Annotated in this window: 15 protein-coding genes; 3 read left to right on the top strand and 12 right to left on the bottom strand. The window is 55.7% G+C overall.

Going from position 1 to position 15,970, the window contains the following annotated elements; all coding sequences use genetic code 11:
* Positions 1 to 85: 85 nt before the first annotated feature.
* Positions 86 to 742, bottom strand: a complete 657-nt coding sequence (locus ACN0RL_RS12395; RefSeq protein WP_417517201.1) for a GntR family transcriptional regulator — start codon at positions 740 to 742, stop codon at positions 86 to 88.
* A 201-nt stretch (positions 743 to 943) separates the two neighbouring features.
* Between ACN0RL_RS12395 and gloA the strand changes: the two genes are divergently transcribed.
* The gene (gene gloA, locus ACN0RL_RS12390; RefSeq protein ID WP_417517199.1) at positions 944 to 1,492 is read left to right on the top strand and encodes a lactoylglutathione lyase; all 549 of its coding nucleotides are present in this window, start codon (positions 944 to 946) and stop codon (positions 1,490 to 1,492) included.
* Here the strand turns inward: gloA and ACN0RL_RS12385 are convergent, their stop codons facing one another.
* The 6 genes from ACN0RL_RS12385 to ACN0RL_RS12360 form a co-directional block, all read right to left on the bottom strand.
* The gene (locus tag ACN0RL_RS12385) at positions 1,493 to 2,449 is read right to left on the bottom strand and encodes a DMT family transporter (protein WP_417517197.1); all 957 of its coding nucleotides are present in this window, start codon (positions 2,447 to 2,449) and stop codon (positions 1,493 to 1,495) included.
* Positions 2,446 to 3,099, bottom strand: coding sequence for a LutC/YkgG family protein (locus tag ACN0RL_RS12380; protein WP_417517195.1), 654 nt, complete (start codon positions 3,097 to 3,099; stop codon positions 2,446 to 2,448). Before ACN0RL_RS12380 ends, ACN0RL_RS12385 begins: the two co-directional genes overlap by 4 nt.
* On the bottom strand, positions 3,096 to 4,535 hold the full coding sequence (locus ACN0RL_RS12375) for a LutB/LldF family L-lactate oxidation iron-sulfur protein (protein ID WP_417517193.1): 1,440 nt from the start codon (positions 4,533 to 4,535) through the stop codon (positions 3,096 to 3,098). Before ACN0RL_RS12375 ends, ACN0RL_RS12380 begins: the two co-directional genes overlap by 4 nt.
* Positions 4,532 to 5,311 carry a (Fe-S)-binding protein gene (locus tag ACN0RL_RS12370; protein WP_417517191.1) on the bottom strand — a complete coding sequence of 260 codons (780 nt, stop codon included), beginning with the start codon at positions 5,309 to 5,311 and terminating at the stop codon, positions 4,532 to 4,534. Before ACN0RL_RS12370 ends, ACN0RL_RS12375 begins: the two co-directional genes overlap by 4 nt.
* Before the next feature lie 160 nt (positions 5,312 to 5,471).
* Complete coding sequence (locus ACN0RL_RS12365; protein ID WP_417517189.1) at positions 5,472 to 5,741, bottom strand: ComEA family DNA-binding protein; 270 nt, start codon at positions 5,739 to 5,741, stop codon at positions 5,472 to 5,474.
* 374 nt (positions 5,742 to 6,115) lie between these two features.
* Entirely contained in the window at positions 6,116 to 6,259 is a 144-nt protein-coding gene (locus tag ACN0RL_RS12360; RefSeq protein WP_417517187.1) for a DUF3096 domain-containing protein, read from the bottom strand.
* A gap of 223 nt (positions 6,260 to 6,482) precedes the next feature.
* Here ACN0RL_RS12360 and ACN0RL_RS12355 point away from each other — a divergent pair, with 223 nt between their 5' ends.
* Positions 6,483 to 7,277: an SDR family oxidoreductase gene (locus tag ACN0RL_RS12355; protein WP_417517185.1), complete on the top strand. Its 795-nt coding sequence runs from the start codon at positions 6,483 to 6,485 to the stop codon at positions 7,275 to 7,277.
* 22 nt (positions 7,278 to 7,299) lie between these two features.
* Here the strand turns inward: ACN0RL_RS12355 and ACN0RL_RS12350 are convergent, their stop codons facing one another.
* Together ACN0RL_RS12350 and ACN0RL_RS12345 are read right to left on the bottom strand one after the other, a co-directional pair.
* Entirely contained in the window at positions 7,300 to 8,145 is an 846-nt protein-coding gene (locus ACN0RL_RS12350; RefSeq protein WP_417517183.1) for a DUF72 domain-containing protein, read from the bottom strand.
* 37 nt (positions 8,146 to 8,182) lie between these two features.
* Complete coding sequence (locus tag ACN0RL_RS12345) at positions 8,183 to 9,310, bottom strand: hypothetical protein (RefSeq protein WP_417517181.1); 1,128 nt, start codon at positions 9,308 to 9,310, stop codon at positions 8,183 to 8,185.
* A 139-nt stretch (positions 9,311 to 9,449) separates the two neighbouring features.
* Between ACN0RL_RS12345 and ACN0RL_RS12340 the strand changes: the two genes are divergently transcribed.
* Complete coding sequence (locus tag ACN0RL_RS12340; protein ID WP_417517359.1) at positions 9,450 to 11,303, top strand: Na/Pi cotransporter family protein; 1,854 nt, start codon at positions 9,450 to 9,452, stop codon at positions 11,301 to 11,303.
* Between the two features lie 25 nt (positions 11,304 to 11,328).
* Here the strand turns inward: ACN0RL_RS12340 and ACN0RL_RS12335 are convergent, their stop codons facing one another.
* The 3 genes from ACN0RL_RS12335 to ACN0RL_RS12325 form a co-directional block, all read right to left on the bottom strand.
* Complete coding sequence (locus ACN0RL_RS12335) at positions 11,329 to 12,234, bottom strand: response regulator (protein ID WP_417517179.1); 906 nt, start codon at positions 12,232 to 12,234, stop codon at positions 11,329 to 11,331.
* Positions 12,221 to 15,604 carry an ATP-binding protein gene (locus tag ACN0RL_RS12330; RefSeq protein ID WP_417517177.1) on the bottom strand — a complete coding sequence of 1,128 codons (3,384 nt, stop codon included), beginning with the start codon at positions 15,602 to 15,604 and terminating at the stop codon, positions 12,221 to 12,223. Before ACN0RL_RS12330 ends, ACN0RL_RS12335 begins: the two co-directional genes overlap by 14 nt.
* A 179-nt stretch (positions 15,605 to 15,783) precedes the next feature.
* Positions 15,784 to 15,970, bottom strand: a 187-nt coding sequence (locus ACN0RL_RS12325; RefSeq protein WP_417517175.1) for a hypothetical protein, incomplete at its 5' end; no start/stop codon positions are given.

Here is a 15,970-nt window from a genome sequence, read left to right as displayed (position 1 = left end):
ACATGTTGTTACGATAGGTGGGAGGAACAGGTATGTCTGTGAGTTAAATCACAGTTGGAGATCTGGCACATTGTCTGAGCAAGGCTCAAGAAAGAGCCCGCTGAATCATCAATTTCTGATACTCAGCAAACTCCCGAATAACAGCCTGAGCCTCCCCCACATCCCGATCCAGAACCGCCTGCGGAAGACGAGTGAAAAAATGGCTGGTTTGAGTCAGACCGCGACGATATCGATCGGCGCTCAAATAGTAAGCGCGGCTGACCGCCGGCTTGAAATTCGAGAGCGCCTCCGTCAGGTAGGGGTTGCCAACCAACTCACAGCAAGCCTCCATCACTTCGAAACTGGCTTCTACCACAGCCTTGATATCTGCAGAAGGCTTGTTCATTTGCTCAACCGCGCTGCCGACTGCAGCCAACATGCGCTCCCTGTCGCTCTCCTGCCATCGCTCACAGAGCCTTGCCGCAAGCATCAGAAGCAGGTGCATGTAAACGTCGTATAGCTCAGATGCATGATTGGCATCCAGATTCGACGCAGACGCGCCTTTGCGGGGCGTGATTTCTACCAGGTGCCAGCGTTCAAGCGTGTACAAAGCCTCTTTTACTGAGGCCCGGCTGACCTTGAGCTCCTTGGCGAGAGTGGCTTCCTGAATGCGCTTACCGGGCTGTATCTGCCCGGTCATAATCCGTTCTGCCAGGTAGTTGGCGATCTGCTCTGCCAGGGTATTAGGCACCTTGAAATCCATAAAGGTTCTCTGAAAAGGTCTTGAAGGCAGGCGGGCCGTGAGGCGGCTCCGTTGCGCTGAGGAGTTTGTGGGCGTGAGTTTATCATACCCTGATTCCTGACTATGAACCGCTCGTACGATAGTCCTAAAGCCCTTGAAATTGGGCAGAAACGCACACAGGTATGAAGCTTGTTTTTTTAAAACGCAAAAAAGGGAAAACCCATGCCCAAACATTTTGAGCAAGCCCCCGGTCTGCATGAACAGCCGGTTCCTGAAACGGAAGGCTACGTATTTAATCAGACCATGCTGCGCATCAAAGATCCTGAACGCTCCATGGACTTCTACACCCGTGTGATGGGAATGCGGCTGGTGCGCATGCTGGACTTCCCGGAAATGAAGTTTACGCTGTACTTCCTCGGCTACCTTGATGACCGGCAGGCCGGCCTTGTACCAACAGACGACGCCCACCGGACCACCTATACGTTCGGGCGCGAAGCCATGCTGGAGCTGACCCATAACTGGGGCACGGAAAACGATAACGACTTTACGTACCATAATGGCAACGATGAGCCACAGGGCTTCGGCCATATTGGAATCGCCGTGCCAGACGTGTATAGCGCTTGTGAGCGTTTTGAGAATCTGGATGTCGAGTTCGTCAAGAAACCGGACGACGGTAAGATGAAAGGCCTCGCCTTTATCAAGGATCCAGACGGCTACTGGATCGAGATACTGCAGCCGAACATGCTCGAGAAACAGCGTAAGTCCAGCTGATCAGATGGATGTTTCTGTGTCGCTCTTCGGAGCGGCAGGGGACTTCCCGCCATAACGCGAAGCCACAACCACGGCCGCGGTAAGTATCAGGGCGCCGGTGATTCCAATCGGCCCCAGAACCTCCTCCAGAAAAATCCAGGCAAGTAAAGCGACAAACAGCGGCTCCAGCGTGACGATAATGCTGGAAAGCGTGGCGGGTGTGGTTTTCATGCCTGCAAAGAAGCTCACGTAGCCGATGCAGGTGGGCACGATGCCAATAAATGCCACCATCAGCCAGTGCCGGAGCGCAAGCTCTTCAAGTCCCGCAAACCCGCCACTGAGCCCCACTACGGGCAGGAGGATAAGCGCGGCGGTAAAAAAGCAGATGAAGGCCGTTGTAAAGACCGGTGTGCCGGTTGAACTGTAGCGGCTTGTCAGGGTGAAACCTGTGTATACCAGTGCTGCCAGCAGTGCCATGAGTATGCCTGCAAGTCGCAAGGTGCCGCTGGTGTCCATATCGCTCAGCACCAGCATGGCGGTGCCGATAACCGCGGTGATCAGAGCCATAATGGTCAGAAGCCCTGGCTTTTCTCCAAGCAAAGGCGCAGCAAGTATCGCCACCAGTACCGGCGGCAAGCACAAGGCAATCAGCGTGGCTATGCCGGCGCCGGTCAGATCCACTGCAAGCAGATAGCTGCCCTGATAAATAGCCTGAAAGAGTCCGAGCGCCGCAAGCGGGGCGAGCGATTTTAAATTCAGTTGCCGCAGCGAGCTACCGGGTGCATCGGCATTGGCGTTTCGAAGGTGCCGTTGCTCCCGGCGCATCAGCAACCAGAAAAAAGGCAAGGCAACGGCTAGCCGGAGAAAGGCCAGAGTGGTGGCTTGCAGCTCGGTACCTGTAAACAGGAATTTTGCAACGATCCCCGTGGTCGCCCATAGCAGGGCTGCCAGGGCGATTAGCAGGGCACCTCGAATCATTCGATAACCAGTATGATCAGTTCTTTGGGGCCGTGAACACCGTAAGCCAGGGTCTGTTCAATGTCGGCGGTTTTAGAGGGTCCGGAGATTAACAGAGCGTTTGTCGGCATACCAGAAGCCCAATCCTGATCCTGCAGAGCCTCATGGAAGGTTGAGTAGAGTTCTGAGGCTTGCAGCACCGCAATATGGATGGGAGGCACCAGGCTCATCAGGCGAGGCTCGTCTGCCGTCGGCCACAGAATCAGCGATCCTGTTTCGGCAATACCACCTCGGGTCGAGGTGATGCTGGCATCGACTTCGTTGAACAGGTGATCCTGCCAGCTTTCGATCGGTTCGTCATAGATCAAGAGTTCTGGCAGATCATCTCGCCCGGAATCTCGTAATGCGTGGCCAATTTGGTGCGCAGCGGGAACCAGCAGGTTGCGGGCAGCGCGGGATGAGAGAATTTCTGCAAGCCGCGCAATCCAGGAATCTGGCGTGCACCGATGCACTTCTCCATGCACAGATTCTATGGTTTTCTCAAACTGATCAATGCGCTCAGCCACCGAGGAAGGTGGTCTCTCCATCACTGCGAAGTCGCAATCCGGTATGCTCAGTTCGCCGCCGCTGCGGGTACGCAGGCGCTGTAAAATGGTGTCCCGGGAATTCATTGGCCGCGCTCCTTCATACGTTCGTGCAGTGTTTTGGCGGCCAGTTTTGGTGCCGTACGATAGTTTGTCCAGCCACCCATTTTTCCCGGTACCAGCTTGCGCAGACGCGCGGCCACCACCGTGCCGAACCTGTAAACGCCAGGGCGGGCATGCATCCAGCTCCAGCTCTTCCAGATCAAGGCCTCAACAGAGCCGCGCTTTGCGCCGTGACCGCGAACTTTTGCGGGGTTGAGTTTATCGCCGTCTACGGATTCCTGGCGCAGGCGCACCAACAGGTCCGGTATCGGAATTTTCACCGGGCATACCTCGCCACAGGCACCGCAGAGACTTGAGGCCGTAGGCAGGTGCCGGCCTTCATCCAGCCCGATAAGGTGGGGCATAAGAATCTTGCCGATGGGGCCAGGGTAGGTGGTGCCATAAGTGTGGCCGCCCACGCGGGTATAAACCGGACAATGGTTCATGCAGGCGCCACACCGTATGCAGCGCAGGGTATCGAGCAGTTCATCATCCTGATAGATGGACGAACGGCCGTTATCCACCAGCACCAGGTGGACTTCGTCCGGGCCGTCGAGTTCCTCAGGCTTGCGCGGGCCGGAGATCATGTTGACGTAGGTGGTGATGTGTTGCCCGGTGGCTGAACGGGTCAGTAGCGCCAGAAGGGGAGCTACATCTTCCAGGTTGCCTACGACCTTTTCTATGCCGGTAACCGCAATATGGCAGGGTGGCACAGTGGTCGTCATTCGGCCGTTGCCTTCATTCTCCACGAGGCAGAGCGTGCCGGTCTCGGCAACCGCAAAGTTCACGCCGGAGACGCCCACATCCGCGTTCATGAACTTTTCACGCAACTGCTGGCGGGCGCTCGCTGTCAGGTATTCAACATCATGGGAAAGATCGGTGCCGGTCTTCTCATGCATCAGCTCGGAAATCTCACCGGTATTCTTGTGAATCGCGGGCATGATGATGTGGGAGGGTGTTTCGCCGGCAAGCTGGACGATGTACTCACCCAGATCCGATTCCAGTGCGGTAATACCGCGCCCCTCGAGGTAATGATTCAGCTCCATTTCCTCAGACACCATGGATTTGCCTTTGATCACCGTTTTGGCATTCCGGGCTACACAGATATTCCGCACAATGCGGCAGGCTTCATCACCATCAATCGCCCAGTGCACCTTGATGCCGTTCTCGGTGAGCTTTTTTTCGAGCTGCTCCAGCAGACCCGGCAAGTTTGCCAGCGCCCGTAGGCGGATGTTGGCGCCAAGATCTCTCAGCACCTCCAGATCCATACCTTCAAAGGCATCTTTGCGCTTGGTAATCAGCCCGTCCATAGCTTTGCGAAAGTTCTGGCGTATCTTGGGGTCTGAAATGGCCGCCCGTGCTCTGGGATGAAATTCTTTTACGTCGATGTGGTGCGGGTCTTCTGTGGTGGATTGACTCATGATTTTCCTCCATTGCCCGAACTTGTGCGTTCCCAGAGAAAACTCAGGATGTGCTGGCCTTCGAGGGGTTTGTTGTTCTTCTCGGCGAAGCCGGCAATGTTCATCATGCAGCCGCAGTCTGTGGTCACAAATGCCCCTGCGCCGGTATCGGTAAGGGCATCGACTTTCTCGCTGACCATGGCCCCGGAAATTTCCGGATGGCGTACGGCGAAGGTGCCGCCAAATCCGCAGCACTCTTCAGCTCGCACCTGCTCTACCAGGTTTACGTTTTGCAGCTGACCTAATAGTCGGGGTCCGACCTCAGCAACGCCCATTTCGCGACGGGCGGAACAGGATGTGTGCATGGCAACGGTGGTCGGCTCGCCCAGATCTTTCAGTTTTATGTGGCAAACGTTCAGAAGAAAATCCGTCAGTTCCCAGGTTCTGGCGGCAATCCCGGAGGCTTTTGCTTCCTGATCGGTGTGCTTGAACAGGCTCGGGTAGTGTTTGCGCATCATGCCGCCACAGGAACCGGAGGGCACAACGATAGGCCAGTCTTCCGGAAACAGATCAAGCTGGGCTTTTGCAACCGCCCTGGCCTCATCATGGTAACCGGAGGTATAAGCCGGCTGGCCACAACATGTCTGATCTTCGGGGAAGATAACTTTAATGCCTTCACGCTCAAGTAGCTGAATGCCAGCCATACCTGCATCCGGGTAGAACATGTCTATCAGACAGGTTGCGTAAAAATAAACGTGGGAGGGTTTTGGCGGGTAAACCTTGATGGGATCAGCCATAGCATGCCACTCGAGCCGGTTAGAATTATTGTACGGTAATCATAGGGCGGCGGAAGGGTCGTTACCAGAATACTTTCGTGGTGCATGGAGCTGAAAATGCAGAGCGGTAGCTGGATGCTACCACCCTGCACAGGGTCAGAGGCGGTTTGTTCTCTGGCAACTATTTAACGGTTAAACGCTCGGCGTTTTTCTCAACGGTACGTGCTCCGATACCTTTCACATTAGAAAGGTCCTGGGTTGTCGCAAAAGGACCATTGGCTTCGCGATAGGCGACAATTGCTTCGGCTTTGCTGTCGCCAATGCCATCAAGGCTCGCAAGGGCAGCAACGTCGGCGCTATTGATGTTGATAATCGACTGGTTGGCGTGGGCAAAACCGGTTGCCAGGCTGAACAGCAGTACGAGTGCGGCGAAAAAAGATGAGTGTTTCATGTGAACATGACTCCTGAGACTGAAATGCGTCGTTATGGTTATGAGTCAGAGCGCAAGAACAGCAGGAGCAAGGTTTTCGGGTTCAGGAAGAAATACGAAGAACCAACAGATCGATAGTGACGTGCGGTGCACGGACAAGGACCACATTCCGTGTGATCCCCGGTTTTCCGTGGCTGACCCCCGCCTGTTCCTTCAGGCTGTTGCTCATCCTGAGCGCTTCATCCCTGAGCCAACGTTCCTTGCTGGCTTGTCATCCCTGACGCTGATCATTCTATAGGGAGTGTATTTGTGGGATACCGGACATCGACTCGCTGGTTTGTGAGATATCTCCTACAGGTGGCGTAGGCCCTGACCATATTGATAAATCCGATATGTCACAGCGAGTGCCCCAGTAATCCAAGAACGCCAAGCGCGATCAGATAGCCCGCAACAATGTAGTTAAGCAGACGCGGAAACACCAGAATGCCAACACCGGCGCCAAGACTGATGAGGGGCGCGAGTTCGAGGTGAAGAGTCATAACTTTCCTTTTTAGTGGATGCTTTTTGAAGAACGGCATAAATTCGCCACTTAGCCGTTACTTTCTGAGAGATTGGCATCAGATATCACGTTCGGCAACACCTCAGCCGCTGCTTTGTGAAAGCGACTGCTCAATATTCGTATTGGCGCCGCTTTTCGCTAGACTCAGGGCGGTACAGGTTTGAACTCACAGTCCTTTAATTAACTTTTTTGGAGAAACGGCAATGTCTGACCGAGTCATCTGGATAACCGGCGCCTCCTCCGGCATCGGCGAGGCACTCGCAGCTCGATTTGCGCAGGAGGGCGCCCGGCTCGTGCTTTCTGCCCGTCGGGAAAGCGAGCTGGAGCGTGTGGCTGCGCATTGCCGTGGCAAAGGCCTTGGCGCGGATCAGGTTCTGGTGCTGCCTCTGGATGTTACAGATTGGGAGGCCTTGCCTGGCGCGGTGCAGACGGCGCTCAACCAGTTTGGCCATATTGATCTGCTGATCAACAATGCCGGTGTTTCCCAGCGTTCGTTGTGTGTGGATACAGAAATGTCGGTCTATCGCCAACTGATGGAAGTGGATGTGATGGGGCAGATTGCGCTTACCAAAGCGGTACTGCCCCACATGCTTGAGCGTGGTGCTGGCCACATCGCTGTGACGGCCAGCGTAGCTGGAAAGGTAGGCGCGCCGCTTCGGACCGGCTACTGTGCCGCAAAGCACGCAGTTATGGGCTTCTTTGATGCATTGCGTGCTGAGGTGGAAGATCAGGGCGTTCATGTTTCGACCATTGTGCCCGGTTTCATCAAAACGGATATTGCTCGTAATGCGCTTTCAGGTGACGGCCAAACGTTCGATCAGGAGGATGAGGATATCGCCGGGGGCATGGACGTGAACGAGTGCGCCGAAGTCGTGGTAAAGGGCTTGAACGCGAAAAAGCGCGAGATTCCAGTGGGTAAAGGCAAGGAAATGGCGGCTCTCTGGGTCAAGCGGGTGTCGCCGGAGGTGTTGTTCCGGCTGGCGAAGGCTCGAACATAGCTCGCGGCCCTGGAATGCTGCTTTAAAACAGCCCCAGCTGGGGCTGTTTTTCATTGAACTTCAGGGGCTCCAGTCCGTTTACTCGTTTGCTCAAAAGCTCTGTCCAGATCTCGGTCAGCGAGAGAGCGTCGCCAATGTCCGGCATGTGCAGGAAAAAATACGGGCGCCGATCTTCTTCGATCCAGCTGGCAACTCTTTCAACCCAGGGCGCGAGATAGAGCCGGTTGGCTTCCAGATCCGGGTGGCCGATGTAGCGGATTACCGGGGCGGCGTCACCTGGAAGCAAGTGCACAGGCACTCGGGGTTTTTTGCGTTGGGCTTCAGTGATGATTTCACTATCCGGTTTGGCCGCAAACAGGGCCCGGGTATCCATGCAGACGCGTGCGATGCTGCGTTCCCGGAGGCCACGGTTCAGTGTTTTTTCGGCTTCGCCTTTACTGAAAAAAGCGCTGTTTCGGACTTCAACGGTGCATTCCAAAGGCGCAGGTAAGGCATCAACAAACTGCCACAAGTTGTTCAGATGTTGTGGACCGAATACAGCGGGAAGCTGCAGGAGAAAAGGGCCAAACACGTCCTCAAGTGGGGCTGCAACCTCCAGAAAGTCTCGCATGCCTGCGTCGACGCCGGAGAGCAGGCGGTCGTGCGTAATAAAGCGGGGAAACTTGAGTAAAAAGCGGAAGTCGTCTGGCACCTGGGATCGCCATTGCAGGCACTGCTCCCGGCTGGGTGTGGCGTAAAAGGTTGTGTTGCCCTCAACACAGTTAAACACCTGGCTGTAACGATTCAGCGGACTTTTGCCCGGTGGTAGCCCACTACTCCACGCGGGGTGTTGCCACTGGGGGCAGCCAAGAAAGTAGGGGAGTGCCATTGTCAGTGGTTCCGGGTGATGAGGCTTCAAGATTGCTTTATAGCTTACCGTATCCGGAATGACGATGCCGCCGGCCGCTCAGAGTTGCCACCAGATGGCTCAAAGCCCGGAACAGAACCATCAAAAGCGGTGCCAGTAGCCATAACAGCCAACTGCCGATGTAAAGCGCAGGAATGAGCAGTAGCAACCAGCCTACAAACTGAACCGCGACCACGGGATAGCCGAGCACATCCGCCACACCTGCGAGCAGGTCGTTGATAATGCTGGGATGGGCAATAACGAGGTAGCCGGCACCAACAATAGCGGGCCATTTCGCGTAACGGGCACTGCTCAGAACCATTTTCCCGCTGCGTGTAACCCGCGCGGCCAGAGCGGCAGAACGGGTGCCGCGGCTTGCACTCTTGGTGGTAACGGCGGCGACCCGTCCAGCGCGTAGCACCTTGACGGCACTGGCAAAAACCAGCATGTCCACCGATGCCCAGCCAATGTCGCCGGCGGTGATCTCATTTCCAGAGCGGTAGTTTCTCTCCAGATCACGAATGCCGCTGGCGAAGAACTGGTTGACACCTTCCAGCACCCGCTCGGTGCCGATCCACTGGGTGACGCCCTGGTTGTCGACAATAAACTGACCAAGAAAGTCGTGGCCTTCGCTTTTAATGAAATTAACGGCATACCAGCCCCGCTCTTCCGGTGACAGTTCTTCGCCCTCACTGGATGGCTGATCGCCAGGCTCCGATGCCTCCGGAACCCCGGTAAAGTAACGTTTGGCTGCCCGGTACTGTCGCGATGCTTTGTTCATCCATTCAATGGTACTGATGGGTTGGCTTACAAAGTGCTGAATAGGTGGCAGAGCGTCCTCACCATAACGCTTCAATACATCCCGAAACTCTGGCTCTGCAGCGTAAAGTGGAAACAGGTCTCGAGCCATGTCGGGGTAGCGTATGAACGCTGCCTGCGCTTTCAGAAGGAGCAGAGGATCATCCGACATATCCAGCAGTATTGCCTGAATTTCCACTGCTTCCTGCTCAATGCCCGGGAAATCACCGAGCACGTCGCGGGCCTGAATGTTAATCAGCTTCTGCTCAATGGGAACGGGCTGGGCTATAGTGCTGAAAACAGCCGCCATCAGCAGGGCCATACCACAAATCAGAAGTAGCTTTTTCAAATGATCTCCAGTGCATATCGGCGATTCATACCCGACAGTCTAGCGCGAACTGAGTGAATTGGATTCGTTCTGCTTCTGCTATGGTTGTCGAAAAGCTGCCGTACTGGTGCCAACTCCGGATCTTGCGTAAATGGGCAGAATGAAATCGTTTGTACTGCCAGTGCTTGCGCTGGCGATATTGTCAGTAAGCTTCTGGTACAGCAGTGGCTGGTTGCAGCTGTGTGCTGGTCTGGCGCTGTTCCTGTTTGGTATGCAATGTCTTGAAGAAGGCCTGAGGGAGCTTGCGGGAAGCCGGCTTGAGCAACTCCTGGAGCGCAGTACAGCAACTCCGTTCAAGGGGCTGATGTTCGGTGTGGGCGGCACCATGATCCTGCAATCCACCACATTGATGTCGCTACTGACCATTGCATTCATCAGTACCGGACTGATTCACCTGGCCGGTGGTATCTCGATTCTGCTGGGCATCAATCTGGGCACCAGCGGTGGCATATGGCTGCTGGCGGCGGCTGGTCAGAACTTCAGCCTGAGCCCGCTGGCTTTGCCACTGCTGGTATTTGGCGTGCTTGCCGGTTTCAACTCCCCGAAAGGCAAGGCATTCGGCCGCATCGTGCTGGGAATTGCTTTTATCTTTCTGGGTATTGATCAGATCAAAGGCGGCTTTACCGAGTTCGGTAGTATTATTGATCTGGCCGGGCCCATGGAAAGCAGCTTCTTGGTTCAGCTAAGCTTTGTTGCTATCGGGCTGGTGCTGACCGCAATACTGCAGTCCAGCCACGCCACGCTCATGCTGGTGCTTGCTGCGTTGGCAGGAGGCCAGATAGAGCTTTGGCAGGGTATTGCCATCGCGATCGGGGGCAATATTGGTAGCAGCATTACCACAGCTATTGTTGGCTGGCTGGGAGGTAACCGCAGCGGCCAGAGGCTGGCACTGGTGCATGCGTTGTTTAACATCCTCACAGGTGTGGTTACCTTTCTGTTGTTGTCGCCGCTTACCTGGATCTCTGAAATCCTTATGGCAGCATTTGGTGCAGGTGATAACACCTTGTTGCAATTGGCCATGTTCCAGACACTGTTTAACGTGATTGGTGTTCTTCTGTTCTGGCCATGGCAGAAACAACTGGAGCGCGGGTTGTGCCGGGTTTTACCGGACCGCGCAGAGCCGGCGGTGTTGATTACGGACGCTGCTACCGGCCCGCGTAATCCTGTTGAGCAGCGTGAGTTGCCAGAGAGCCATGCACGTTATCTGAACGAAGCCGCACTGGCTTCGGTTGATACGGCTTCACGGGCGGCTGTTCAGGAGTTGCAGCATCTTGGTCGATTGAGCCTTGAAGTGATCTGCCATGCGCTGTATCAGCCCGTTGAGCAGCTGATCTCGCGGGAAGTGGACGAAGCGCGCCTGAATGCCCGGCCGGATGATTCCGAAGGGTTGGATACGGAAGACCTGTATCGCCGCCATATTAAAGTTGTCTATTCCGAGCTGCTGGGTTTTATGAGCCGGCTGGACACCACAAAAGACGAGGATTACCAGCAGTTCTGGATGACCTGCCAAATGGCGGCGCTGCAGTTGGTGGATGCCGTGAAAGATGCAAAGGCACTGCAAAAAAACCTGGGCCATTATCTGCGTGATGATCGCTTGCTCGCCCATGAGCATTACATGGAGCTGCGCCGGCATCTGCTTTGGGTATTGAGGCAAGTGCGTGAAGTCGGAAGCCTGAACGTCCCGGATGATGTATGGCGCAACCGTCTGGATTGGGTGGACAGCGAAGCGGCAAAGTTTGATTCCGGCTTCAGGCACCGGATCTTCAGCGATGTGCGCAAAGGCCAGCTCAATAACCTGCAGGCCAGCTCACTCATGCACGATCTCGGGTACTCGGTTCGTATAACACAGAGTTTCCGCAACGTACTGGAGCTGGGACTTGCGGATGGGGATGAGTTGCTGCGCGAAGCGCGTCGTTTGGGCAGTAACGATGATTTGCCACTAATCCGGATGTAACGATGACAGGAACGCGTGGGTGCCTTTATTGTGTGGCCAGCAATCGAATTGCACTGGCGGCAGCAGAGGTCCGGTTTTCGACACCCAGCTTCCGGAACACTTGCTCCAGATGCTTGTTCACGGTGCGCGGGCTCATCTCCAGAATTTGCGCTATTTCCCGGTTGGTCTTGCCATTGGCTATCCACAACAGTACGTCGGACTCCCGTAATGTCAGCTGGAACCGTTCTCTCAGGGCTGCGGTGGCGCTGGATTGGTTCTGCGGTGTTTTCAGCCGAAGCAGGTACTCCCGGCCATCTACCAATGCCAGGTATTCCACCGAGTGTTGGACGTCCAGAGCATGTAACGGCATCTGATGTCCGGGCTCCAGGTTGTGACTGAGCCATTCTGCGAGTTTGGTACGGATCGCCTGAAAGTCCGGGTGGCCAATGTCTGGCAGACACCGACACACATGGGGCGTACCCCAAAGCAAATTGCCCTCCCGATCCACTGCGAACAGGTTCTGGCCGGCCGTATCCAGAGCGCTCCGGGCGCTTCGTGTCATCCGGGCGTTGGCCAGATGCACGTCCATGCGAGCCAGTAGCTCAGTGGTGTTGATGGGCTTGGTAGCGTAGTCGACCCCGCCAGCTTTCAGACCCATCACCACATGCTCGGTATCACTCAGGCCGGTCATGAAAATGATGGGAATATCGGTGAAAGCCGGGTTTTCCTTCAGTCGCCTGCAGGTTTCGAAGCCATCCATATGCGGCATGAGTGCATCCATGAGCACGACATCCGGAGTGATATTCTGGCTGATGGTCAGGGCCTGGTTGCCTTCCAGTGCCACCAGCACGGTCATACCCGCTTCCTCGAGTGCATCGCTGATCATTCGGATGGAGTCGATCGCGTCATCCACCACCATTACAACGGTTTTCCGGTCATCACGAGGCTTCATGTTCGGCTACCTTAAGGAGTTCAATTATTTTTTCAAACTGGAAATCGTTGGTGAGCCTGGTCAGCTCAAGAGTAAAGCGTTCGTCAGCCGCACCGCTGTGTTTCAGCTCGTGCAGGGATTCCAGAAGGCCCTTGCGATGACCTATTCGAGCAAGGCTCGCGAGTGTTAGTCGGTGCGCTATATCCGGAAGCGGCAGAACACCGGTTTCGGGCAGGGGAAGCGGGGCCAGCGGTTCGGCACTTTTTTCGAATCGCCATTCCAGCCCCAGCACGCGAGCCATGGTGTCCAGGAGCAGGTTCAGACGCACGGGTTTGATGATGTAGCCATCGTACAGAGGTGTGGACTCCACCGAGTGATGACCCTCGTTGGCATCGGCCGACACCATGACCACCGGTATCGTATGCTTGTGCGCACGCAACTGCTCCAGAGTCTCCCAACCTGTTTGGCCAGGCATTGAGACGTCCAGAAGCACAAGATCCGGTCGTTCTGTTTCAACGGTAGTCAGAACCTCGAGGGCATTGCCGATGTCAATGATCTCGAAGCCAAGCGGCGACAACATGGCGCGGATCACCTGACGCTGTGAGGCGTCGTCGTCGACCAGCAGAACTTTGCGCCTGACGCCCTGGTAGCCATAAATGCGACGGGCTGGAGCGGAAGTGGAGCGCGGAGTGGAGGTGTGCACACTGGACAGCATCAGGCTGACTTTGAAGGTGCTGCCGTGGCCGAATTTGCTATCCACGCTGATATCGCCCCCCATGATGTCTGTGAGCAGGCGGGTAATAGTGAGGCCCAGGCCGGTGCCAATGCGACTCTCCCCGGGGAGGCGGATGCGCTCGAAGGGGCGAAAAATGCGTTCCATGTTTTCCTCTGCAATTCCCTCACCCGAATCCTGAACCGTAAATTCCGCGACCTGACTGCGGTAGCGCAGTGTCAGCGAAACGCTGCCGTGATCTGTGTATTTGATGGCGTTGGACAGCAGATTGATCAGGATCTGGCGTAAGCGCTTTTCATCCGTGGTCACTACCTCCGGCAGTGGGTTCGGGCAATGGTAGTCAAAGGCCAGCCCTTTCTCTTCAGCCTGCAACCGGAACATGGTAACCAGTTGTTCCATCAGTAACCCGATGCGCACCTGGTCCCGATGAAGATCGAGCCGCCCGGCTTCGATCTTGGAAATGTCCAGCAGCCCTTCAATCAGGTCGGCCAGATATTCGCCGCTATGGCGGATCACTCCCACGGCTTCTTTGCGGTGAGCGGGTATGGCCTCATCGTTTTCCATTAGCTGGGCATAGCCCAGAATCGAATTCAGTGGTGATCGGAGTTCGTGGCTGATTCCGGTCAGGTAGCGACTTTTCGCCCCATTAGCTGCTTCAGCCTGCTCTTTGGCCTGCTGCAAAGCCTGGTCAGTCCGTTTGTGCGCAACAATTTCTTCCATCAACAGGCGGGTTTGCCGCCTGGATTCTTCCTCAGCTACTACTCGGCTTTCATGGGCCAGTACAAACAGCCAGCAGATCACTCCGGTGACGATCAAAAGAATAAAAAAGACTTTCCACAAGGTAGCTGATAACAGCAGAGCCTCGGGTATCGAGGCGACAGGTGTCTTGAAGTAGATCAGCGACAACAACAGGCCGGATAGACCATTGATGAGGAACAGGAGTGTCAGAAAGTGGCCCAGCCTCGAGCGCAGGCGGCTCAATATGGATTGGGGAATCAGCTTGCCCATAAACTGCTGGAGTTGCTCCTGATAACCGGCTCCGGGCTTGCAGACATCACCGCAGCGGGCATCCAGCGAACAACACAATGAGCAGATGATTCCGGCATAAGCCGGGCAGTTCGTAAGGTCCTCTGGTTCGAATTTGTGCTCACAAATGGTGCATTGCACCAGTTGGTGATCTGTAGCGAGGGGCACGAAGGGTCGGGCAGTATAAAACCGACCCTCTGTCTTCCACGCGATTAGCGGCGCGGTTATAAGGGCTACGCCCAGGGCAATGAAGTGAGACAGAGCCTGGGCGTAGTCACCAAGAGCGCCGGTATGGCAGGTGATACCAATCACGGAGGCGGTGAGCATAGCCCCGACGCCGACCGGGTTTATGTCGTAAAGGTGGGCCCGCTTGAATTCAATATGTCTGGGGCTGAGGCCGAGCGGCTTGTTGATCACAAGGTCGGCCACCAATGCGCCGACCCAGGCGATCGCAATGATGCCGTAGAACCCCAGCGTTTCCTCGAGTGCCCGGTATACGCCCAATTCCATAACCAGCAACGCAATCGCCACGTTGAAAAATAGCCAGACCACTCGCCCGGGATGGCTGTGGGTAAGGCGGGAGAAGAAGTTGGACCAGGCAATAGAGCCCGCGTAGGCATTGGTTACGTTGATTTTGAGTTGGCATAGAATGACGAAAATGCCCGCCATGGCCAGGGCAACTTCGGGGGAATGCGTGACGTAGTTGAACGCCACCAGGTACATCTGGGTCGGGTCAGCCGCCTCTGTTACGGAAACGCCCTGATTTAGTGCCAATACAGCCAAAAACGAACCGGCCAGAATCTTGAGCATCCCGATGACAATCCAGCCCGGTCCACCGGCCATGACGGCCAGCCACCAGCGCCGCTTCTCCTTGCGGTTCTGCGGTTCCGGAATGAAGCGGAGAAAGTCGACTTGTTCGCCAATCTGGGCGATCAGCGAGAAGACAACGGCGGCGGCAGCACCAAACGCCATAACATTGAGCCCATGTCCGGCGATCATGCTCAGCCCCTCGAACCGGGTCCAGTCGTCAACCGAGGAGGCGTCCGCATAGATAATGAATACGAAGGGAGCCAGTTGTAACAGGATCCATACGGGCTGGGTCCAGACCTGAAACCGACTGATGGTGGTAATGCCGTGTATCACCAGGGGAATGATGGCCACTGCGCAGATCAGATAGCCGATCACCAGGGGAATATCGAACAGCATTTCCAGAGCCATGGCCATGATGGCGGCCTCTATGGCAAAGAAAATGAACGTGAAGCTGGCGTAGATGAGCGATGTGATGGTTGAGCCGATATAGCCAAAGCCGGCGCCCCGAGTGAGCAGGTCGATGTCCACGCCGTAGCGGGCAGCGTAGTAGCTGATAGGGATAGCAGTCAGAAAGATCACCAGGCTGACCGCAAGAATGGCAGCCACCGCATTATCAAAGCCGTAGTACAAGGTGATGGAGCCGCCAATGGCTTCCATAGCCAGGAACGAGATTGCGCCCAGAGCGGTGTTAGTGACGCGCGCTGAAGACCAGCGCCGGGCGCTCTTGGCGGTAAAGCGCAGGGCGTAATCTTCTAGCGTCTGATTGGCAACCCATTGGTTGTAACTGCGCCTGACCCGGAAAATATTTTGTCGTGCGGCCATTGCTGCCTTGCCTGTGTGGTCTGAGGGGTGCCCGGTTTTGGTGCGGTTTGGAGCTTCTAAATGCTGTACAACGAAGTCTTTACAACTTTTGTGCCAAAGTAAGGCGGGCCGGACTAACCAGCAGCGATTATTTGGTGCGGCTGGGGCTTTAGCTTACTGAGAAGGAGAGCGGAAATGCGTCAAATGACGTAGTCCGCTGGGGCGATTACCGAATGGGCGCCTATGAAGGAGCCGAGCAGAATGTTTGGGGTGGGCGCTGTGCTTTCGGAAGGAAGCGCAGTACCGGCTTTCCAAACACTGTGAGGATTCACCATGGGTACGACAGATACAACCGCCACCGGGCGGGCAGATGGCAAGGGAACAGGG

Origin of the sequence: Marinobacter sp., from assembly GCF_048259445.1 — a bacterium.
Taxonomy (GTDB): domain Bacteria; phylum Pseudomonadota; class Gammaproteobacteria; order Pseudomonadales; family Oleiphilaceae; genus Marinobacter.
This window is presented reverse-complemented; position numbering and strand designations above follow the sequence as displayed.